General features: G+C 32.5%; 21 protein-coding genes, 1 other RNA gene and 2 pseudogenes. 12 read left to right on the top strand and 12 right to left on the bottom strand.

Annotated elements, in window-relative coordinates:
* Nucleotides 1-35 precede the first annotated feature (35 nt).
* The 10 genes from CGEO_RS00120 to CGEO_RS00075 all read left to right on the top strand — a co-directional run bounded on the left by CGEO_RS00120 (nt 36) and on the right by CGEO_RS00075 (nt 7,029).
* Nucleotides 36-731, top strand: coding sequence for a Bax inhibitor-1/YccA family protein (locus CGEO_RS00120; RefSeq protein WP_075494331.1), 696 nt, complete (start codon nt 36-38; stop codon nt 729-731).
* Complete coding sequence (locus CGEO_RS00115) at nt 721-1,101, top strand: thiamine-phosphate pyrophosphorylase (RefSeq protein ID WP_082255632.1); 381 nt, start codon at nt 721-723, stop codon at nt 1,099-1,101. Before CGEO_RS00120 ends, CGEO_RS00115 begins: the two co-directional genes overlap by 11 nt.
* Nucleotides 1,102-1,159: 58 nt before the next feature.
* Nucleotides 1,160-1,489 (top strand): preprotein translocase subunit SecG, encoded by a 330-nt coding sequence (gene secG, locus CGEO_RS00110; protein WP_075494332.1) that lies wholly within the window; start codon nt 1,160-1,162, stop codon nt 1,487-1,489.
* Between the two features lie 92 nt (nt 1,490-1,581).
* Nucleotides 1,582-2,133, top strand: coding sequence for a ribosome recycling factor (frr, locus tag CGEO_RS00105; RefSeq protein ID WP_075494333.1), 552 nt, complete (start codon nt 1,582-1,584; stop codon nt 2,131-2,133).
* 3 nt (nt 2,134-2,136) lie between these two features.
* A complete protein-coding gene (gene pyrE, locus CGEO_RS00100; RefSeq protein ID WP_075494334.1) occupies nt 2,137-2,745 on the top strand; it encodes an orotate phosphoribosyltransferase in 609 nt (202 codons plus the stop codon).
* 64 nt (nt 2,746-2,809) lie between these two features.
* Nucleotides 2,810-3,220 (top strand): RDD family protein, encoded by a 411-nt coding sequence (locus tag CGEO_RS00095; RefSeq protein ID WP_075494335.1) that lies wholly within the window; start codon nt 2,810-2,812, stop codon nt 3,218-3,220.
* A 71-nt stretch (nt 3,221-3,291) separates the two neighbouring features.
* Entirely contained in the window at nt 3,292-3,834 is a 543-nt protein-coding gene (gene tpx, locus CGEO_RS00090) for a thiol peroxidase (RefSeq protein ID WP_075494336.1), read from the top strand.
* 131 nt (nt 3,835-3,965) lie between these two features.
* A complete protein-coding gene (locus CGEO_RS00085; RefSeq protein WP_082258961.1) occupies nt 3,966-5,198 on the top strand; it encodes an MFS transporter in 1,233 nt (410 codons plus the stop codon).
* Between the two features lie 61 nt (nt 5,199-5,259).
* A complete protein-coding gene (ypfJ, locus tag CGEO_RS00080; RefSeq protein ID WP_075539968.1) occupies nt 5,260-6,129 on the top strand; it encodes a KPN_02809 family neutral zinc metallopeptidase in 870 nt (289 codons plus the stop codon).
* Between the two features lie 9 nt (nt 6,130-6,138).
* Nucleotides 6,139-7,029 (top strand): DMT family transporter, encoded by an 891-nt coding sequence (locus CGEO_RS00075; RefSeq protein ID WP_075494338.1) that lies wholly within the window; start codon nt 6,139-6,141, stop codon nt 7,027-7,029.
* 401 nt (nt 7,030-7,430) lie between these two features.
* Here the strand turns inward: CGEO_RS00075 and CGEO_RS00070 are convergent, their stop codons facing one another.
* From CGEO_RS00070 to CGEO_RS00060, 3 genes are read right to left on the bottom strand one after another with little or no spacing between them, the layout of a single operon-like run.
* Nucleotides 7,431-8,258: a DUF3137 domain-containing protein gene (locus tag CGEO_RS00070; RefSeq protein ID WP_075539969.1), complete on the bottom strand. Its 828-nt coding sequence runs from the start codon at nt 8,256-8,258 to the stop codon at nt 7,431-7,433.
* Nucleotides 8,259-9,305 (bottom strand): DUF3137 domain-containing protein, encoded by a 1,047-nt coding sequence (locus CGEO_RS00065; RefSeq protein ID WP_075494340.1) that lies wholly within the window; start codon nt 9,303-9,305, stop codon nt 8,259-8,261.
* A 1-nt stretch (nt 9,306) separates the two neighbouring features.
* Nucleotides 9,307-9,966 carry a DUF3137 domain-containing protein gene (locus CGEO_RS00060; RefSeq protein WP_165590148.1) on the bottom strand — a complete coding sequence of 220 codons (660 nt, stop codon included), beginning with the start codon at nt 9,964-9,966 and terminating at the stop codon, nt 9,307-9,309.
* Nucleotides 9,967-10,003: 37 nt separating this feature from the next.
* Here CGEO_RS00060 and CGEO_RS00055 point away from each other — a divergent pair, with 37 nt between their 5' ends.
* Nucleotides 10,004-10,210 carry a hypothetical protein gene (locus CGEO_RS00055; protein WP_165590149.1) on the top strand — a complete coding sequence of 69 codons (207 nt, stop codon included), beginning with the start codon at nt 10,004-10,006 and terminating at the stop codon, nt 10,208-10,210.
* Nucleotides 10,211-10,221: 11 nt separating this feature from the next.
* On the opposite strand, the gene CGEO_RS00050 is transcribed toward CGEO_RS00055, so the two are convergent.
* The 3 genes from CGEO_RS00050 to CGEO_RS00040 all read right to left on the bottom strand — a co-directional run bounded on the left by CGEO_RS00050 (nt 10,222) and on the right by CGEO_RS00040 (nt 13,599).
* Nucleotides 10,222-10,788 (bottom strand): LemA family protein, encoded by a 567-nt coding sequence (locus CGEO_RS00050; protein ID WP_075494342.1) that lies wholly within the window; start codon nt 10,786-10,788, stop codon nt 10,222-10,224.
* A 328-nt stretch (nt 10,789-11,116) separates the two neighbouring features.
* Nucleotides 11,117-12,919 carry a translational GTPase TypA gene (gene typA, locus CGEO_RS00045; protein ID WP_075494343.1) on the bottom strand — a complete coding sequence of 601 codons (1,803 nt, stop codon included), beginning with the start codon at nt 12,917-12,919 and terminating at the stop codon, nt 11,117-11,119.
* A gap of 254 nt (nt 12,920-13,173) precedes the next feature.
* Nucleotides 13,174-13,599, bottom strand: a complete 426-nt coding sequence (locus CGEO_RS00040) for a hypothetical protein (RefSeq protein WP_075539971.1) — start codon at nt 13,597-13,599, stop codon at nt 13,174-13,176.
* A gap of 48 nt (nt 13,600-13,647) precedes the next feature.
* Here CGEO_RS00040 and ffs point away from each other — a divergent pair.
* Nucleotides 13,648-13,745, top strand: an RNA gene (gene ffs / locus CGEO_RS00035) — signal recognition particle sRNA small type.
* A gap of 6 nt (nt 13,746-13,751) precedes the next feature.
* Here the strand turns inward: ffs and CGEO_RS00030 are convergent.
* From CGEO_RS00030 to dnaA, 6 genes and pseudogenes are all read right to left on the bottom strand, one after another.
* Nucleotides 13,752-14,966 (bottom strand): annotated as a pseudogene (locus CGEO_RS00030) (HD domain-containing protein); the annotation flags it as partial.
* Nucleotides 14,967-15,354: 388 nt separating this feature from the next.
* A pseudogene (queF, locus tag CGEO_RS10095) lies at nt 15,355-15,726 on the bottom strand (preQ(1) synthase); the annotation flags it as partial.
* On the bottom strand, nt 15,713-17,134 hold the full coding sequence (locus CGEO_RS00020; protein WP_075494346.1) for a bifunctional diguanylate cyclase/phosphodiesterase: 1,422 nt from the start codon (nt 17,132-17,134) through the stop codon (nt 15,713-15,715). The pseudogene queF and the gene CGEO_RS00020, both read right to left, overlap by 14 nt.
* On the bottom strand, nt 17,134-19,443 hold the full coding sequence (gene gyrB, locus CGEO_RS00015) for a DNA topoisomerase (ATP-hydrolyzing) subunit B (RefSeq protein ID WP_075494347.1): 2,310 nt from the start codon (nt 19,441-19,443) through the stop codon (nt 17,134-17,136). The genes CGEO_RS00020 and gyrB overlap by 1 nt, the downstream gene beginning before the upstream one ends.
* Nucleotides 19,444-19,457: 14 nt before the next feature.
* Complete coding sequence (gene dnaN, locus CGEO_RS00010; protein ID WP_075494348.1) at nt 19,458-20,528, bottom strand: DNA polymerase III subunit beta; 1,071 nt, start codon at nt 20,526-20,528, stop codon at nt 19,458-19,460.
* Between the two features lie 120 nt (nt 20,529-20,648).
* Complete coding sequence (gene dnaA / locus CGEO_RS00005) at nt 20,649-21,977, bottom strand: chromosomal replication initiator protein DnaA (protein WP_075494364.1); 1,329 nt, start codon at nt 21,975-21,977, stop codon at nt 20,649-20,651.
* Nucleotides 21,978-21,986 lie beyond the last annotated feature (9 nt).

Raw genomic sequence — 21,986 nt, 5'->3', positions numbered from 1 at the left:
ACTCACGCTAGAAATAACATAAAAAAGGAGAAAAAATGGGTCTATACGATAGAGACTATATCTCAAAACAAAGCTCACATGAGTTTGAGCAAGAAGCCTATCAAGGAAGAGTAAGTTCGTTTGTAAAAGACACTTACAAACTTATCGGCGCTTCACTTGTAGCAGCCACTGCTGGTGCATATATAGGTATGCAAGTTTTAAGCTTTTATAGTCCGATTTTGTTTTTAATCGTCGAGCTTGCGATTTTATTTGGTATGAATTACGCCGTTAAAAAAGAGCAAAACACAATTGCTTTGATTTTGCTTTTTGTATTTACATTTATAACTGGCTTTACACTTGGTCCTATACTTAATATGTATCTTGGAATGGGTGCGGGACATGTTGTAACTCAAGCGTTTTTGGTAACTGCGATTGCTTTTGGTGGACTTACAGTTTATGCTATGAACACTCAAACTGATTTTAGTTCATGGGGTAAACCGATGTTTTATGCATTAATCGGCATAATTATAGCTAGCCTTTTAAATATGTTTTTATTTAAAAGCACTATGGGTTCGCTTATTATATCAAGCATAACTGCTATTTTATTTTGTGGATATATCCTTTATGATACACAAAATATAATCAAAGGCAGATATGACTCTCCTATAATGGCAGCAGTTAGCATGTATTTAAATATACTAAATTTGTTTATATCGTTGCTAAACATCTTAGGAATCACAAATAGAGAGTAAAATTTACCGCGTAATCGACGCGAATTTAAACAGATACAAAGAGGGTATAAGAGTTGTTGAAGACATACAAAGATATGTCTTTGACAACAAAACCCTCGCTTTAAAGCTTAAAAATCTCCGCCATCTTGGCAACTTAGAAATCCAAAAAGAGGCTATTAAATTTAGAGATTCACTAAAAGACGTTCTTCGCCCAACTATACAAGCTGAGCTAAAAAGAGAGAATTTAGACTCTATAACAACTGCAAATTTAAAAAGAGCTCAAGAAAGTGCTAGAGTTTTAGAAGAGTGTTTTAAACTACTTAGCCCCGAAATTTCAGAGACTTTCAAAAACGCAAGATATGAGCTATATCAGATAGAAAAAGAAATTTAACTGAAATTTATAAACTTTTTTGTATAATGTTTGGTTCAATAAAATAAAGGACTAAATTTTGACAACAATACTACTTATTTTACAATTTGTTTTAACAGCGATTCTAACAGTGGCAGTGCTACTTCAAAAAAGCTCTTCTATAGGACTTGGCGCATATAGTGGAAGCAACGAAAGCCTTTTTGGCGCTAAGGGTGCTTCAGGATTTTTAGCTAAATTTACAGCGATTGTGGCTGTTATTTTTATAATAAACTGTCTTGCTTTAGGCTATAGCTATCAAAAAGATTCAACCAAATCTATCCTTGATAGCGTTGGCTCAAAAACTATAGAAATCCCACAAAGCCAAATTCCAGCAACTCCAGTTGCTCCTCAAGCTCCAGCAACAAAATGATAAAACCATTTATTTAGGGCGTTTTTGCGCCTTAAATAAAAATATAATCTTAAAAATGGTATAATCACCCCAAATTTATTCAAAGGATTATGATGCTAGAAGCTATCTATACAAGTCAAAAAGAAGGTTGCGATAAAGCTATAGATGCCCTAAAAAGGGACTTTACAACATTAAGAACCGGTAAAGTAAACATCAACATACTTGATAACATCTATGTGGATTACTACGGAAACCAAACCCCATTAAATCAAGTTGCAACAGTATTAGCAACAGATGCTACGACTATAACAATCACTCCTTGGGAAAAACCTATGCTAAAGGTTATAGAAAGTGCTATCCAACACGCAAACATCGGCGTAAACCCAAATAATGATGGCGAGTGCATAAAGCTATTTTTCCCTCCGATGACAATCGAGCAAAGAGAAGAAAATGCCAAAAAAGCGCGCGGTATGGGCGAAAAAGCAAAAGTTAGCATTAGAAATGTTAGAAAAGATGCAAACGATAGCGTTAAAAAACTAGAAAAAGAGATTTCTGAAGATGAGATTAAAAAAGCTCATGATGAAGTTCAAAAAATCACAGATAACTACACAGCCAGAGTCGATCAAGTCGTAAAAGACAAAGAGGCTGAACTTCTAAAAGTTTGATTTATGGATATAGAAAAAATTTATAAAGAAAATGGCGCTTATTTAGAGGGTCATTTTTTACTATCAAGTGGCAACCATTCGCAGTTTTATTTACAAAGCGCTAAAGTGTTAGAAAACCCAAATTTAGCAAGTGAACTTGCAGATGAACTAGCTAAAATCATAGCCAAAAATGGCGTTGAGTTTGATACAGTTTGCGCTCCTGCTATTGGCGGAATTTTAGCTGGATATGAGCTAGCAAGGGCTTGCTTTAAACGCTCTATTTTTACCGAGCGAGTAGATGGCAAAATGGCGTTAAGACGTGGTTTTGAGGTTAAAAAAGGCGAAAAATTTATCATCTGCGAAGATATCATCACAACTGGTGGTTCAGCACTTGAGAGCGCAAAACTCATAGAAGAGCTTGGTGGCGAAATCGTAGCCTTTGCAGCCTTAGCAAATCGTGGCTTTTGTGAAGTTGCAAATTTAAAAAATGGTAGAAAAGCAAGTTGTAAGCTTCCGCTTGATAAGCCGCTTTTTTCACTAGGAAATTTTGAATTTGAGATTTACTCACCTGAAAATTGCCCACTTTGCGCAGATGGAAGCAAACCGATAAAACCTGGAAGTAGAAGCAAATGATGTCAAGCAAAAATGGCATAATTTCTAAGCAAAATTTGCTTTCTTGTTCAAGCACAAACAGATAATGTCAAAACAAAAGGCTAGCATTTCACCAGTTTTCTTGCGTGTAAAAGCCTTTGTTTTGGATATGTTTTTAATCGCAATACCACTTTTATACTTCACAACTTATGTCGTGCTTGATGGAAAAGATAACTTCCAGCACAATCAACTTGCTATTTTTGCCGTGTGGCTAGTTTATGGGCTTATCACTTCACTTTTTTTTACTTTTAAAGCCCAAACTCCAGGTTATAAAGCACAAGAAATTTATCTAATTGATTTAAAAACTGGCAAAAAAATCACTTTTATAAAAGCAGTTTTGAGATACGTTATTTTCGTGTTTTTTGGTCCAGTTGGGATTGTATTTTGCCTTTTTAGAAAAGATAGATTAAATTTGCATGATATCTTAACTCAAAGCGCAGCCGTTATAAAAAAATAACTCAAATATAATTAATACTTTATTCATCTTATTTAGTTAAAATTCGTTTAAATTTCATACAAGGAGAGATTATGGCAAGTGTAACAGTTGGCGGTAATGTAGCAAATTTAACAGGAAAAGAGCTAAATGTTGGCGATAAAGCGCCTGTTGTAGAGTTAGTAGCAAAAGATTTATCATCTATAAAAGTTGGTGGAGCAAGTGATAAAATCCAAGTTATAGCAGCAGTTCCTTCACTAGATACTGGCGTTTGCGCTACAGAAACACGTAAATTTAACAAAGACATAGCAGGTCAAGAAGGCGTTTTACTAACAGTAGTTTCTATGGATTTACCTTTTGCAATGGGTAGATTTTGCTCAACTGAAGGTATAGAAAATCTTCAAGTTGGAAGCGACTTTAGAAACAAAGAATTCGCAAATGCTTATGGCGTTTTAATCAAAGATGGCGCACTAGCAGGACTAACTGCAAGAGCTGTATTTGTAGTAGGTAAAGATGGAACAATTATCCATAAAGAAATCGTTGCAGAAGTAACAACTGAACCAAACTATGATGCTATCGTAGCTGCGATAAAATCTCAAAGTGGTTGTGGTTGCCACTCAAGCTGTAGCACAAAATAAATTTAAATTCGTGAGCTTTAAGCTCGCGAATTTTCCACTCTTTTTAATATAAATTTAGTAAAATTATAGATAAATTTTGATATGTTTTTAACTTTTTAAAAGTTATAATTTCTAAAAACATTCAGGTAAATATGTCAAAAATAGCTTTAAACAACCCATTTGCATCTTTTAAACACCCAAATTTCAGGCTCTACTGGATAGGTATGAATGTCTCATTAATCGGCTCATGGATGCAAACTATCGCACTTCCTTGGCTAGCTTTAAGCATTACAAATGATCCATTTAAAGTAAGCATTGTAGCCGTTGCGCAGTTTTTACCTCCGCTTTTTTTGACTCTGTTTTCTGGCGCTTTGATAGATAAATTTGATAAAAAAAAGATGCTTCTTATCGCTCAAATCGGGCTTATGCTCGTGGCGATGATTTTTAGTTTTATGGTTTTTACAAACACTCAAACTTACGAAAAAATCTTGATATTTTCTTTTATGAGTGGAGTTTTTAATAGCATAGACGCGCCAAGTAGACAATCAATCGTGCATGATTTAATTGATGATAAGAAAAACTTGCCAAACGCCATCGCGCTAAATTCTATGTCGTTTAATGTAGCTAGAATTCTAGGTCCATCTTTAGCTGGGCTTGTTATGGCATTATGGGGTGTGGGGTACTGTTTTTTAATAAATTCTATAAGTTTTTTTGCCATTATCGTGTCATTGTTTTTTATCAAATTTAAACCATTTGAAAAAAGCTCCCAGCTAAAAAGTGACACCATTTTATACTCGATAAAAAAGGGCTTATTTTATGTAAAAGATAGAAAAATTTTGCTTGAAGTTCTACTTATAACGCTTGTTGTGGCGACTTTTATACCTAATTATAATGTCACAGTTTCTGCCTTTGTTAAATTTAACCTTGATGGAAGCGAGAAAAGTTTTGGGTATTTGATGTCCTTTTTAGGCGTTGGCTCATTTTTTGGTGCATTTTTTGTAGCATTAGCAGGAAGAATGAAGCTTAAAACTATAAAAATTCTTCCTATCATAACCGCCTTAGCGGTCGCTTTTATGGGCTTTACAACACAATTTTACATCATCGCTTCTTTGCTTATATTAAGCGGTTTTGGCTTTGTCGTAACTGCTGCTAGTATAAACTCCACCTTACAGCTAAATACAGACAACGAATTTCGTGGCAGAGTTATGAGTATTTACACGCTATTTTTTCAAGGAAGCACGCCATTTGGCGCTGTTTATGCTGGGTATTTTACCAACGAATTTGGAGCAAAATGGGGATTTTTTTCATGCGGTATGGCTGTAGTTATACTACTTTTACTTCTTTATACGCTGGAAAAATACAAAACAAACAAAAAAAAGATATAAGCTATACTTAGTCTTTATGTTTAAAATTTGATATAATATCTCAAAAACGAAAGAGCTAAATATGAAATGGCGAGGAAAAAGACAGAGCAGCAACATCGAAGATAAACGTTCGCAACAAACAAGAGCTGGGCTAAATTTAGGAGCAATTATACCGATAATAAGATTTCTTCTAAGCACAAAAATCGGCAGAATCATCTTAGTAGTCGGCGTTGTAGCGTATTTTCTAGGTTTTAACCCGCTTTCACTTTTAAACACTTCATCTGCCGTTTCAACCCAACAAATCGATAAATCAAAAGATGATGAAGCAGCACAGTTTGTGGCTACTGTTTTAGCACAAACCGAAGATGTATGGAACCAAATTTTTACTCAAAATGGCGCAAAATACAAAGAGCCAAATTTAGTACTATTTCGTGGCGCGGTAGATAGTGGTTGTGGATTTGCCTCATCTCAAGTTGGTCCATTTTACTGTCCAGCAGATCAAAAAGTCTACTTAGACTTAAGCTTTTTTGATGAGTTAGCTAAACGCCATGACGCGCCAGGTGATTTTGCACAAGCTTACGTTATCGCCCACGAAATCGGTCATCACGTCCAGCAACTCTTAGGCACACTAAATCAATCAAACCGCGCAAAACAACTCGCCAAAAGCCAAACGGCACAAAACGCTATCCAAGTTAAAATCGAGCTTCAAGCTGATTGTTACTCTGGAATTTGGGCGCATTATCTTGATAAAGATAAAAATTTACTCGAAGATGGCGATATAAATGAGGCTTTAAATGCTGCTAGCATGATAGGCGATGATACTTTGCAGAAAAAATATCAAGGTCATGTTGTGCCTGATTCGTTTACTCATGGAAGCTCACAACAAAGAAAAGCGTGGTTTTACAAAGGCTTTCAAACTGGCAGTTTAAAATCGTGTCAAATTCAAATTTAGTCAAAATAGATGCAAAAAGATAGCTACGCTTTAGGGCTTGTTTATACATTTTTAAGTGCTGCATTTTGGGGCGTTTCTGCAGCGTGCGGGCAGTATCTTTTCATGTATAAAAATATATCGGCTGAGTGGCTTGTAAGCGTTAGATTACTTTGTAGCGGGTTTATACTTTTTGCCATTATTTTTACAAAACAAAAGGGCAAGATGTTTGCTATTTTTAAAGATTTTAAAGCTCTTTTTTGGCTAGGTGTTTACTCTATTATCGGTCTTTTGATGTGCCAATACACTTACTATCTAACCATTCAGATAAGCAACGCAGCAATTGCAACCGTGCTTCAATACACCGCCCCTGCTTTTATCATGATTTACATCGCACTTCGCACTAAAAAAATGCCTAAAAGTAGAGAAATTTTAGCCTTGATTTTAGCTGTGAGTGGTGTTTTTTTATTAGCGACTCATGGGGATTTAACATCGTTAAATTTACCTAAAAAAGCCATTATAATCGGACTTTTATCTGGAGTTTGCGTTGCGATTTATAGCACTTCACCAGTTAAAATCAACAAAAAATATGGCGCACTAACTTGCCTTGCTTTAGGGCTTATTATAGCGGGCGTTATGTCTGCGTTTTATACTAAATTTTGGACTTTAAATGGTGTAAATGATAGCTCTGGATTTTTAGCTTTAGTTGGAGTTATATTTTTTGGGACTATTTTAGCTTTTGGTTTATATATGCTAGGACTTTCGATATTAGGCCCGACAAAAGCTAGTCTAATCGCTTCCGTTGAACCAATCTCGGCTGGATTTTTTATCTATATCTGGCTTGGAAATCGCTTTGTTTTTATGGATTATGTTGGGTTTGCGCTGGTTTTAGCATGTGCGATACTGCTGACAAAAAGGCGCTAGTTTCAAATTTGGCACTAAATTTGGTTATTGGCTATTTTGTTATTGTCAAATTGCTCTAAATATTTTTATTTTATCTGCGCTTTTGTAAAGATTTAACTAAATTTGTTTTTAAAATAAAAGATATAAATTCTAAAATATAAATATATTTTATAAATTTAATCTTCTTAAAGTATTTTAACACTAAACGCTTGATTAAGTCTATTTAAAAATTATAAATTTTGCAAGTTTTAAATTTAGGATTTTATAAGAAGTATTTTACAAATATTTTAGATTAAAAATTTAACCTATACTTATAGTTTTTCACCTTGAATTTAAAACAAGATTTAAATTCAGTTATATTTTAGTCTTGTTTTACAAGATAAATTTAACTTATAAATTTAGTTAAATTTTAACTTATTTGCTCACTTTTTCCAAATTCTTTTATCTAAACTCAAGTAGCTTATCAGCTCAAAAAAGCTCTTAATCTCTTTTATAAACTCATCAGTTTCTAGCGAATTTATGGATTTAAATAAATTTGGTTCAAGGCTGTCTTTTTGGCTATTTACAGCAAGATAAATGTGGTTTGTATCAAACATCACATCAGCTTTTATAGCTCCATTATCTGTTAAAACAAGTAGTTTTTCAAGTAAATTTGGACTTAAAATATACATCGCCTCTATCTCATTTTCACAGTAAATTTCATAACTTTTATTTATAAGCACGTTGTCTGTTTTGAGCATTTTTAGTTTGCCAACATCAAAAAGTCCTGAATTTCTTAAAACTACTTTTGATAAAAAAATCTTATTAAACTCGGCTATAAAAAGCTTACCTTTAAAACCTATCTCAGAAAAATCAAGCCTTCCATCACAAAAGCTAAACCAAACTCCTCCAAACTCACCTCTAATCTCATCATTTGCATTAAAAAAGCCAACTTTTTTAGCAAAAAGTGGCTCAAACTTTTCCATACTAAATTTAGGATTTCGGCTGTATTTTAAAGAGTTAAATTTAGTAGAAATTTGAGAAAAAATCGCTTCATTATAAAAAGCTATAAACGAGTTTGCAACCTTAAATTTAAGCCTATAAAAGATAAATATATAGATAAAAACCAAAAGAACAAGTGGAGCTAAAACTCCAGCCTTTATCATCATAAAAAAGCCAAAAACCACAACTAAAGTTAGCGAAATAAATGGAATTAGAAGCTTAAGAAGTAGCTTTTTTCGTTTTTTTTCAAGCTTATTTATTAATTGCATTTATGATTCTCTTACCTCTTTGGCTACTTTTTTATCTCGTTTTGCCCATAAATTCGCATCAAGGCTAAGCGCATCGATTATAGCAAATATCGCATCAAGCTGCCTTTTTATATGCGAAATCGGATTTTTAGTGATAATGCTTTGATGAATGTCTGGCTCGAAGCTATCGCGATTTGTTTCAATAGCTATAAAAATTTGAGTATCAATAAAACTTATATTTATCGGATATTTTATAACGTTTGAAAGCGAATTTATGCGCTCCATTAAAGCCGGGCTTAGTATATACATCGCATTTTGTATATCATCTGAGTATACTCTAAATTTTGTATTAAAAAGTGGATTATCCATCTTTATAGATTCTAGTCCTCTTTTTATTCTAGGCTCTCTGTTCTGCATAACAAAGGTTTTAGAGGTGATATTTTTGTTAAAATCTGCCATAAAAAACAGACCCTCATAAAGCTTGATATAGTTGTTTTCACCAAAGCCTTTTTTAAATGTGTTTATAAAATTTGCCTTTTTGGCTAGTTTAAAATAGTTCTCATTATAGCTTGATTCCTCTTCTAAATCCTCCAAAATAATATCACTAAAGCTAAAAATCACTCCATTTTTCTCACCTTTAATCTCATCATTTCCCTTTTGTCTAGAAAATGCTGGAAAAAGCCCACTTTTTATCAGATACACGGCATTTACATGAGAGTAGATATAGTAAGAATAGCCTAAATTTTTAATATATTCGCTTAGATATTTTTCTTTAAATTTGTTTCTAAATTCTTCACTTTCTTTTAGTGTAATCTCATCAAGAAATTTGTTATAAGTGATATAAAATATAATCACAAAAACTATTAAAACAACGATTTTAACGGGCGTTGAACCATCATTAAACAGCTCGGTAATAATGTTAAAAATAACAAAAAAATACGCCACCACAACAAAACAAGCAGCGCTAACAAACGCCCAAATTCTATAAAATCCAAATTTAGAAAGGATTGATTTGCGCATTTTTTCAAGCTCTAAAAGCGCCATTTTTTCACTTTGTTTATCTTGCATTTTAATCCACTTTAGCAAAAATTTTTCGGTTTAAATTTAGCTCTTTTACTAAATTTAGTAAATCAAATATCTCATCTTTATATCTTTTTACGATTGAATTCTCGCCGATTAAGCTTTGTTTTATATCAGGCTCGAAGCTGTCTTTGTTAAATTCGATATAAATGTAAATTTTGTTTTCTATAAAAGCTGCATTTATAGGGCAATCAAATATATTTTTAAGTTTTAAAAACTGCTGCATGAAAAGTGGTGTGATGATGTAGCGAGCATTGATCTGATCATCTGTAAAGACATCAAATTCTCTCTCAAACTCGCTATCATCCATATAGGCTTTCTCGCCATGCATTATTGTTTCATTAGATGAGCTAATATATGTGCGGGAGCTAAAATGCTTGTTAAAGTCTGCGATAAAGCAAATTCCTTGAAAAATTCTGCGGTGAACTTTTTTGCTACGCCCATTTCGGTCTGGCACTTGGACTATTTCTTGAGTATTTATATCACTAAATTTAATCTCAATGCCATCTATGTTACCATAAATCAGGTCATTTCCGCGATAAATATCAGGATATTTATACATACTTGGATAACTAAACTCATCATAACTAATATACTTATCTACTATATATTTTAAATCTGGACTTATACTTTTTACAATTTTAGCCATAATTTTGTGCTTAAAATCAAAATTAAAACCAACGCTTATGTATGATTTATACGCTATATATGCCATAAATGCAACTAGTAGCGAAAAAAATATAGAAAAAGGAGATGATTTAAAATTTGTTATTGAGCTTTTGTTGATAAGAAAAAATAAAGTTATGGCGATACCTATAACCAAAAAAAGAGCTATTTTAAGCTTTTTGTTGATACTTAGACGCTCGTTTTCTAGCTTTTTTAGGTATCTATAATCCATAATTTACTATTTTTTAAACAGCTCACTTACGTTTGGCGCTGCTTTTTCACTCTCATCGATAGCGAAAAAATCGTCCTTTGTGAAGTTAAATAAATTTGCGATGATATTGCTTGGAAACATCTCAATAGCGTTGTTGTAAATCATCACACTTGAGTTGTAAGCACGTCTTGCAGCGCTGATTTGCTCTTCAACTTCATTTAAAGTTGATTGCAGGTGCATGACATTTTCATTTGCTTTTAATTCTGGATAGGCTTCTATCGCAACTTGAATACTTCCAAGTAGTTTTGAAAGCTGATTGTTTAGACTAAACGCCTCACTATCACTAGTTGAAGACATAGCTTTGCTTCTAAGCTCGGTTACTTTTGTCAAGGTCTCTTTTTCGTGAGTTAGATACTCTTTGACTGCAGAAACTAAATTTGGTATCAAATCGTATCGCTTTTTAAGCTGAGTATCGACTCCTGCGCGGATGTTTTTGACTTGATTTCTTTTGCCAACTAAAGAGTTATAGGTACTAATAATCGCAAGTGCTATAATGATAATAGCTCCAAGAAATATTATAGCGGCTGTACTCATGTCTTTCCTTTTTTTTTAACAAATTTATTTAATTTTACAGAAATATAACTTGATAATCACTAAAAATAGTTTAAAATATCTTTTTTAGTTTGCAAACTGAAACTAAAATCTTATAAATTGAGTATATAAGATGCAAAATATAAGATAAATATTGCCTAAGTGGCTTTAAGCTTTTTTTCTTTTACGATTTTTAATAACAGAATTTATTTAGTTAAAGCTACTCATCATAGCTCTAAATTTAGCCCATCTCATGGCTAAATAACGAGTAAAATTTAATGAAAACATATAAGTTAAACTAGCCATAATGGCTAGTTTATATAAATTTTATCTATCTTTTTGCGTTTCTTTTTCTCGTTGTTGGATCAAGATATCTCTTTCTAACTCTGATGTTTTTTGGAGTAACTTCGACTAGCTCATCCTCTTCTATCCACTCTAACGCACGCTCTAGTGTTAGTACGCGTGGTGGGACAAGTTTTATCGCATCATCACTTCCGCTTGCTCTAACGTTTGTTAGGTTTTTACCTTTTATCGGATTTACATCAAGGTCATTTGGGCGGCTATGCTCACCGATAATCATACCAGTGTAAACTTTAGCTTGAGGTGCAACAAAAAGCACGCCTCTATCTTGCAGGTTAAATAGCGAGTAAGCAAGCGCTACGCCATCTTCCATACTTATCAAAGCTCCATTCATACGTCTATCAACGCTTCCACTCATCGGACGAAATTCTAAAAAGCTGTGGTTCATAACGCCTTCGCCTCTAGTATCGGTTAAAAACTGACTTCTAAAGCCGATTAGCCCACGAGCTGGGATTTCAAACTCGATTCTTGTTTGTCCATCTCCTGTTGGGTGCATAGCTTTCATCTCGGCTTTTTTTCTGCCTAATTTTTCTATAACTGTTCCTGTGCACTCATCTGGAGCATCGATTACAAGGTGTTCGTAAGGTTCGCATTTTACGCCATTAATCTCTTTGATTATAACTTCTGGTCTTCCAAGACATAGCTCAAAGCCCTCTCTACGCATATTTTCAGCTAAAATTGTTATTTGAAGTTCGCCTCTTCCGCTAACTCTAAATTTACCCTCGCCAACATTTTCATAACGCATTGCTATGTTTGTTTTCATCTCATTTTCAAGGCGCTCTTCGATTTTATTTGAAGTGACTGATTTACCCTCTGTTCCAGCTAATGGTCCATCATTTACACTAAAAATAACGCTAAGTGTCGGCTCTTCGATGTGAAGTGCTTCAAGTGGCATTGGGTTGCTTGGATCAACAACGCTATCGCCAACATCAAGTGCTTCAAACCCTGCTATGGCTACGATATCGCCAGTTCCTGCTTCGTTTATATCCTCTCGCTCAAGTCCTAAAAAGCCGATTAGCTTTGAAATTCTTCCAGTCGTTCTAGTCCCATCAGCTTTGACAAGCATAACATTTTGATTTTTTGAAATATTTCCGTTAAATATACGTGCGATTCCGATTTTACCGACATAGTTATCATAATCAAGTGTAAAAACTTGAAGCTGAAGTGGGTTTTCATCGCTTCCACTTGGCTTTGGAACATGAGATAAAATAACCTCAAAAAGCGGTATCATATTTTCGTTTGGATCGTCTAAATTTATCTTTGCATAACCATCTCTTGCAGCAGCGTAAACTACTGGAAACTCAAGTTGCTCATCAGTTGCATCCAAAGCTACAAAAAGGTCAAAAATTTCATTTATCACGCGGTCTGGATCGGCTGCTGGTTTGTCTATTTTATTTATAACAACAATTGGTCTAAGCCCAAAAGATAGTGCTTTTTTCACGACAAATTTTGTTTGAGGCATAACGCCTTCTTGTGCATCAACCAAAAGCAAAACTCCATCAACCATCTTCAAAACACGCTCAACTTCTCCACCAAAATCAGCATGTCCTGGAGTGTCAATGATGTTGATTTTAGTATCTTTGTATCTGATAGCTGTGTTTTTTGAAAGTATGGTTATACCGCGCTCTTTTTCGATATCATCGCTATCCATCATACGCTCGCCGACTGATTTATGCTCACCAAAGGTACCAGACTGTTTTAATAGTTCATCTACCATTGTGGTTTTTCCATGATCAACGTGTGCGATGACTGCTATGTTTCTTATATCTTTCAAATTTTTCTCCATTTTAAATTAAGGGTTAGATTATACAGAAATTTTACTTATAAAACTCTAGTTTTTAAAAAATTTCTTGTTTTTTGACTATTTTTAAGTTGTTGTAAATATCGTGGTTGCGTTATTTGCTTAACTTTTATAATTTAATTTATTTGTATTTAAATTTACTTAAATTTTAATAAATTTTTTGCAAAATTTAAGGTAAAAATATCTATAAAAAATTTAAATATCTTAAGAATTTACTTTAAAATTTATTAATTTGAATAAATTTTTACCTCATTTACAAAAAACTCATAAACTCTTTGTTGAACTAACGCATCATCTTCATCTTCGCTGCTTATTAACATTCTAAGATGCTCAAAATTTATTTTGCTAGCATATCTTTTATGCACTTTAAGCTCTTTGTCTATATCTTTTAAAAGTGTGTCAAGGCTAAAATTTTTATAAGTCTCTGCCATTTTTACATACTCTTTTACTGTATTTATTAAAATTCCAACTCTTGCGTTATCGTTTTTATATATTTCTTTAGTTATTTTTATTAATTTTTTATAATCATCATTTACTATTTCTTTTTTTGCCAAAAGCATAGCTGCAAAAATTTTAGCTCTAAATTCCAAAGATCTATGATGAAATACAAAAATTCCTCTAAATACAGACAACAGATGTGTTTTTAAACTCATTTATCAACCTTTTTTAAGCAAATCTTAGCTATAATTTCAGTTCGCCTCTTCTTAGACCTGTGCAACGCTTTTTTTAAGCACCGCTTCAGGGTAGGAATACAGCAGAGCACTTGACTTTAGTGTGTGCCGCAGCCATCTGGGAAGGGGTCTTTTATCTCAAACTGATGTTTAAAATCCTTGCAAATTTCGTAAAAATCAACACCATCAACCTTTGGTTTTTCTTTAAAAAATTCCTCTATCGAGCTAAATCCACTAGTTAGTTCCTTACTTTTTACACCATAACTTATAGAAATTCCAGCTTCGAAAAACGCCGCTAGTTTATCACAGTATTTAAGCGCTTTTCCATCAATGGCTCTAAATTTATCTTCATTCACGCTTGATAGGCTACCTTCGTGGAATTTAGGGACTTTTTCGTAGGTTCTGTTTTCAAACTCATCTTTAAAAAATTTATCTTTTTCTTTTCTGATTCCAAGTAGATAACTAAACTCATCTCGTATGTGTTCTGGTACAAATGGCATGATTTTATCATCAATCAAACGCATTTCATACTCATTTATAATCTCACTTAATCCATCAACGCCGTATTTTACAGGACTTATAATATCACGCGTTAAACTCTCTGGCAAGTCATGAAAAAGTGCACAAAAGAAGTTAAACTCGCATCTTTTATCGCACGCTTTTACACTTAATGAGTAAAAATATCCAAGCATCGCCACAACTAGCATATGCCCCAAAACAGAGGTTTCTGGAATTCGTGGAGTTTGAGCCCAACGCTTTTGGAAACGAAGTCTACCACTTAAATCAACTATGCGAGCTAGCTTTTTGTTCATAGCGATTTTTCGCACGCCAATTAACTCATAATAATCCTCTAACTCCTCATCAACCTTGCTTTTAAGCTCATCAATATCACTTAAAAACTGGCTTGTTTGATAAACGATATTAAATTCCCATTTTGTGGCTAGATAAGAGGCTGCTTTTAAGATAAGGCGCTCTTTTTTATGGTTATCTTTTTTAAGGAGATGGTTTTTAAAACGCTCAAAAAACTTGCCATCTTCAATCCCATTGAGTTCATTTTCAAGCTTAGTGATAACCCACTCATTTATCTTTTCATTTTTGTTTTTTTGTATGTGATGAAAAACATCTGGCCTGATATCTGTTACCATAACTCGCGCTAAAAAGTCATATATCCCACCCTCGATAATGTAGTTTATATCAACATCATCTTCAAATTTGGCTATAAAATATGCGATTATAAATTTGTGAGCTTGTTTATCAAGCTCGACTAAATTTACCATTTTTGGGTAGTCATTCCAACGCGAAATTGAAGCTGCTTTAAAAATATGCTCTACTAAACTAGCTTTTATCATCTTTTTTCACTACTTGTGGTTTTCTATCACTAAAATTTGATTTATAAAATGGCTCTTTTTTAACCCTTGGTTTATCATCAAATTTATCATCTCTATCTCGTGGTTTTCTATCGCTATAACCACCAACGCGAGGTTTTTTATCAAAACTTTTACCATCTTTTTTATCAAACTCACGACGTGGCTTTCTATCGCCAAATCCACCCTCTCGTGGTTTTCTATCACTAAAACTTCTTACACCATCGCGAGGTTTTCTATCATTAAAAGACTTTTTGCGCTCTTCTCTTTCAAGTTTTTCTTGCTCTTTTTCTTTTTTAAATTCCTCTTTTATAGCATCGATTATCTCATCGTTGTTAGCGCTTTGTGGCTTTTCTTGGCTATCTTTTGAGGCTAAATTTGAGTCTATTTCTATGACTGTGTGGACATTTCCTCTAGGGTTAAAATCACCTATGATTTTCATCCATTTTGGCTTAAGTTTTGTTTGTAAAACTGAGTAAATTTCGTTTATACTATCTTCGTGGCTAATATTTCTGTTTATAAAACTGTTTATATAAAGTTTTATCGCTTTAAGCTCAACTACAAATTCGCCTGGCATATACTCTAAATAAATCGTCGCAAAGTCTGGATATCCAGAGCGCGGACAAAGACACATAAACTCAGGCAAAGTTATCTTTATAAGATAATCTCTTTCTTGTTTGTTTGGCCAAATTTCTAAATCACTCTCAACATCAAATTCTTTTATTATCTCTTCACCGTATCGCATTTTGTACCTTTAAATTTTCTATATTTTTGGGTTTATCTATATAAAACCCTTGGATATAATCAACTTCACTATGGACTAATTCCTCATATAAAGCCGTTTTATCAACAAATCTCACTATCGTTTTTATACCTAATTTTTTAGCAATCAAATTTAAACCATCAAAAATAGTTCTAATCTTTTTGTTTTTTAAACTTTTATTCATCTGAATATCATAAATCACATAATCAATATCTAAGTATTTAAAATACTCAAAACTAGCGTTATCTGCGCTAAATTGGTTTAAAGCGATTTTAAATCCAAACTCTTTTAAATTTTTAATTATCTCAGAAAATCTAAGAATTTCATCATAACAGCCCTTTTCATAAATTTCAAAAACAATCTTGCTTGGGTCAATTATGCCATTTGTAATGAGTCTATAAATTTCATTGTTAAACTCGCCATTTCTTAAGCTAACTGGAGAAATTTCTATAAAAACTCTGCTGTTAAATTTATCAAATTCAAAATTTTCAGCTATAAATTTGATAACTTGCAAGTCATATTTTATCTCATAATTGTTCTTTGCAGCTATTTCCAAAACCCTATTTTTCGATATTTGCCCAACTTCAAATGATTTTAAAGTTATGCTTAAATTTAAACACTCTTTATCATCTTTTATCGGTTTTATAGTTTGATATTTAAGCTCAAACTCGCTTTTTTCGATAGCGTAACAGACTAATTCATCTAAAACATCTGGTTTTATAACTTTTAACTCATTATCATCATAATCAACACTTATCTTAGAAAAAAGAGCATTTATAATATTTTGCCAGTTTCTATCATAGGTAGTTAAAATGGTTGTAAATTCAAGTTTAACCTCGATGTTATCGACTCCATCTTTTGATACAACTCTTTGAAATGTTTTTAAAATATGCTCTAACTTTGAACTTTTACAATCAATCAAAAAAAGAAAACTACCGCCAGAGTATCTTCCAATAGGTAAATTTTTATACCCATTTTTTTCAAAAAAATTAGAAAATTTAAGTATAAAATTTTTAAGAAGAATATCCCCATTTTTATAACCATATCTTAAATTTATATCTTGAATGTTTGATATATTTAATAAAACTACATTTTTTTCTATATTTTTGTTGATATTTTTTTCTAAAATTTTTATAAAATTTCTTCTTGTAAAAACCTTTGTCACAGGGTCTAAAAAGCTGTTTTTAAAAGCAAAATATATCAAATAAATCGTATAATAAACATAACAGGCTATCAAAATAACAAATAAAATAGCATCTTCCCAGCTATACTCAGCCTTAGAAAACAGCATATATCCAAAAAGAATCAAAACCAAAACAAAGGGAAATGCTATCTTTAAAGATAGCATAAAGCGGTTTTCGCGTTCTTTGTTTTCGCTATAAAGGGTCATTATACATCCAGATGTTTAACATCTTTAGCGTGTTCTTGTATATAATTTCGTCTAGGCTCGACTTCATCACCCATAAATAAGTTAAATGTATCACTAGCACTTATTGCATCATTTATACCAATTTGCAAAAGCCTTCGATTTTCAGGATTCATCGTTGTTTCCCAAAGCTGCTCTGGGTTCATCTCACCAAGACCTTTGTAGCGCTGTATATATGCGCCTTTTTTAGCATTTTTCTCTATATCTTCAAGAATTTCTATAAAGTCTTTTTTGAAATTTAACTCTCTACCTTCGATTTTTTTGTAGACAAAAATTGCCTCTTCAAAGACGTTATTTGTAAATAAATTCTCATTTATAACAAGCTCTTCAAGACCATTTTCTGTTTGAACGTAAATTCTAATCTCGTCTTCATTAACATATGAATTTAATATATTATGTCCATTATCTTCGAGATATTTTTTAATCACTTCATAAATTTCACGATATTCAAGTCCGATTATATCTTGATTTTCTACCATATATCTTATCGCTGAAATAACGGTAAAACGCTTTTTAAGCTCGTTTAATAAATTTCTATAATTTGCCACAAGTTTAAGATAACTTACTAAATCTTGACTTCCTATACCTTCAAACTCAACGCCCTCAATGCCAGTTTCTATAAGAAATTCATTTAATGATTTTTCATCTTTTAGATAAATTTCTTTTTTACCTTTTTTATATCTAAAAAGTGGCGGTTGAGCTAGATAAACATAGCCTTTTTCAACAATTGGGTTTAAAAATCTAAAGAAAAATGTCAAAAGCAGAGTTTGGATATGACTTCCATCGACATCAGCATCGGTCATGATAATGATTTTATGATATCTTAAACGGTTTTCATCAAATTCTTGTCCGATACCACAACCAAAGGCTGTTATCATATTTTTAATCTCTTCTGAACTAAGAATTCTATCAAGGCGCGCTTTTTCAACGTTTAAAATTTTACCACGAAGTGGCAAAATAGCTTGAAACGCTCTATCTCTTCCTTGTTTTGCAGAACCACCAGCACTATCGCCCTCAACTAAATAAATTTCACTAAATTCAGGATCTTTACTTTGACAATCAGCTAATTTTCCAGGCAAAGTCCCAACAGAAAAGCTATCTTTTTTACGAGTTATATCTCTTGCTCTTTTTGCTGCTTCTCTACCACGAGCTGCCATCAAAGCTTTGCCCATTATAGCTTTTGCTTCGATTGGATTTTCTTCAAAATACTTGCACAAAACTTCAAAAGCCATTTTTTGAACGATTGGGCGAACGTAGCTTGAGCCTAGCTTGCCTTTAGTTTGTCCTTCAAACTGTGGTTCTGGAACTTTTACAGAAACAACTGCTATAAGACCTTCTCTAATATCTTCTCCAGTAATCTTTGTATCTTTTTCTCTAGCGTTTGCATTTGCTGCTATGTAGTTTGTAATCGCTCGTGTTAAACCTGCACGAAAACCAGCTTCGTGAGTTCCACCTTCTGGAGTTTTTATGTTATTTACAAAAGAAAGAAGCGTTTCAGAGTAAGTATCGTTATAAAGTAGTGAAAAATCAACTTCGATATCATCAACTTTTTCGTTAAAAGATATAGGTTTAGCAACTACCTCTTTTTTATTTAGATCTGTTACGAAGCTTGTAAGACCACCTTCAAAATGAAAGCTCTCTTTTTTACCATCTCTTTGATCTTTAAAATTTATAGTAATTTTTGAATTTAAATATGCAAGCTCTCTAAATCTTCTAACTAAAGTTTCACTATCAAACTCAGTTACTTCAAAAATTTCATCATCAGGCCAAAACTCAACTGTTGTTCCAGTTCTATTTGTCGTTTTTATAACTTCAAGTTCGCTTGTTGGAATTCCTTTAGCAAACTCTTGTCTATAAACATGACCTTCTCTTTTAATATTAACAATAAGTCTTTTTGAAAGCGCATTTACAACGCTAACTCCAACACCGTGAAGTCCACCACTAACTTTATAACTATCTTTATCAAATTTACCACCAGCGTGAAGTACTGTCAAAACAACAGTCGCAGCTGGAATCTTTTCAGTTGGATGCATATCTACTGGAATTCCACGACCATTATCTGTTATGATAACTGAGCCTTCAGTAGTTATCTCTACATCTATCGTATCACAGTGTCCAGCCATAGCTTCATCTATCGAGTTATCTACAACTTCATAAATCAAGTGGTGAAGTCCGTTTATGTTCGTATCACCGATATACATTCCAGGGCGTTTTCTAACCGCCTCAAGACCTTTTAAAACCTTAATATTACCCGCGCCGTAATCTTTTTCCATATAAATTTATCCTTTTATATATTTGTTGGCATTATGATGTTTAAAAGTTCGTTTGAACTAAGCATAAATGCTAACTCAACATCATTATAATCTAGCCTAAATGTTGTATCTTCAATACTATTTAAAAAGTCAAGCAAATATCTGTTTGTAACTCTTAAAACTATATCATCATCTATCTCATTTACAACTTCAATCTCAGTTTTTGCTTCACTGTTATCTTCGTTTATACTTTCAAAAACAACTGAATTTGGTTTTACTGTGATTTTCATCTTATCACATACCATATTTATCGTTTTAATTCCTTCTAAGACTTTATCTCGTTGTAAAACTACACTCTTTTTAAATTCGCTTGGAATTACTCTTTGGTAATCTGGAAATTTTTTATTTATCAGTTTTGTAAAAAACTCAAAGTTATCACAAACCGCGATTAAAATGTTCTCATCATAATAAATTTCAACCTTATCAAAAAAGAGTTTTTGCATCTCATTTATCGCTTTTTTAGGTATGATTAAAGAGAAATTTGAGTTTTGAGTTTTTGCATCAAGTTTATATAAACCAAGCCTTTTTCCATCTGTTCCAACTAAATTTATATAGTTATCTTTTATATCAATCAAAGCTCCATTAAGCGCATAATTAGGATTGCTTGTATCTATCATAGGAAAAATTTTCTTTAAACTTCTTCCAAAAATAGCTGAGTTTATATCAAATTTATTTTTATTTTCTAAAGTTGGAAACTCTGGAAAGTCTAAAGAGTTATACATAGGAAGTTTATATTTTGAATTTTTTTGTCTTATGAATAAGAAGTTATTCATAGTTTCGATTGTAACATCTTCATCTTTTAAACCTTTTATTATATCAAGGATTTTTTTGCCATTTGCTGTAGCTTTTCCTTCTACTTGAACATTTACATTTTTTATGTTATAAGTCAAGCCTATCTCATGATCAGTTGCTTTTATACTTAAAATGCCATTTTCAGCATTTATGAAGATGTGAGAAGTAATCGAACTAACATCTTTTTTATCTATGTAGGCATTTGTGTTTGTAATGATGCTATCAAGCATAGATTTGTTGATGATAAACTTCATATTTTTTCCTTTTTATTTTTTAAAATTTTAGTAACAATAGTAGGTAGGTTTGTTTTGTGAAAAACTGTATGAAACTCCCAATTATAGCCAAATTTAGTGTGAATCAAAAAAGATTTATTTTCACATTTCATCACTGTTTTTCCTTTTTAAAATTCTATTTTCTAGCTCATCAATTCGAATTTTTATAAATTCATCACTCTCCATAAGCTCTTTGATTTTTTTGATGTTGTGGCTAACTGCGCTGTGATCTTTTAAACCAAAATAACTAGCGATTGATGGCATTGAATTTAGTGTTAAATTCTTTGATAGATATATCCCTATACGGCGCGCTTCAACGATGTTTTTAGCTCTGCTTTTGCTTTTAATATCGCTTGGTTTTATATTTAACTCTTTTGAGATGACATTTATAATCTCTTCAAGGCTTACAGACTCGCGTTTTTCACGAATTTGATCTTGTAATACATTTTTTGTAAATTCAAGCGTTATATCTGTTCTCATAAGCGTTGAAAATGCGTTTATTTTGTTTAATGCACTTTCGATTTCACGGATGTTATCGCCCATGTTTGTAGCGATGTATTCTATGACTTTGTTATCTAAATTTATCTTGTTATCTTGACTTTTTCGCTTTATAATTGCTATTTTTGTCTCAAGTTCAGGCGGTGTTATATCTGTTATAAGTCCACTTTCAAAACGGCTTAAAAGCCTTTCTTCAAAGCCTTTTAAAAATTTTGGTGACTTATCTGAAGTCATAACTATCTGACCATTTTTGCTTTTTAGTTCATTAAATGTGTTGAAAAATTCCTCTTGAATTTTATCAGTCTTACCTAAAAACTGAATATCATCTATAAGCAAAACGTCGCACTGGCGGTATTTGTTTTTAAATTTATCCATACTTAAATTTCTAATGTGAAATGTAAAGTCATTTACAAACTGCTCGCTTGTTACGCAAATTACGATTTTTTTGTTATTTATACAGTAATTTCCGATAGATTGTAAAAGGTGAGTTTTGCCAAGTCCGCTTGGACCATAGATAAAAAGTGGATTATAATCTTTTCCTGGATTTTGCGCTACGAATTTAGAGCAAGTATAAGCAAAACGGTTTGAGTCGCCGACTATGAAGTTATCGAAGTTATATGACTCAATCATAAGTGTGCTTACTGGTTTATTATCTTTTTGGATATCATCTTTTAAAAGTTTATCTACTGGTAAATTTTTAGTTTTTGAAGTGATTATAACTTTTGGTTTAACGCCAGTTTTCTCTTCAAAAATCGCTTCAATTTTTGCTGCGTATTTTGTCTGGATAAATTTAGCCATCAACTCATTTGAGGCGGTATATATCATAAAACTAGGCTTTGATTTTTTATCGTTAAAACTCAAATTTTTAATATATTTGTTAAATTCGTTAGGTAGTATAACTCTCTCAAGCTCTTGAAAAACTTGTTCTTGAATCGATGTCAA

Origin of the sequence: Campylobacter geochelonis, assembly GCF_013201685.1 — a bacterium.
GTDB lineage: Bacteria > Campylobacterota > Campylobacteria > Campylobacterales > Campylobacteraceae > Campylobacter_B > Campylobacter_B geochelonis.
Note: the sequence above shows the minus strand (reverse complement) of the source record. Positions and strands in the feature narration are given on the sequence as shown.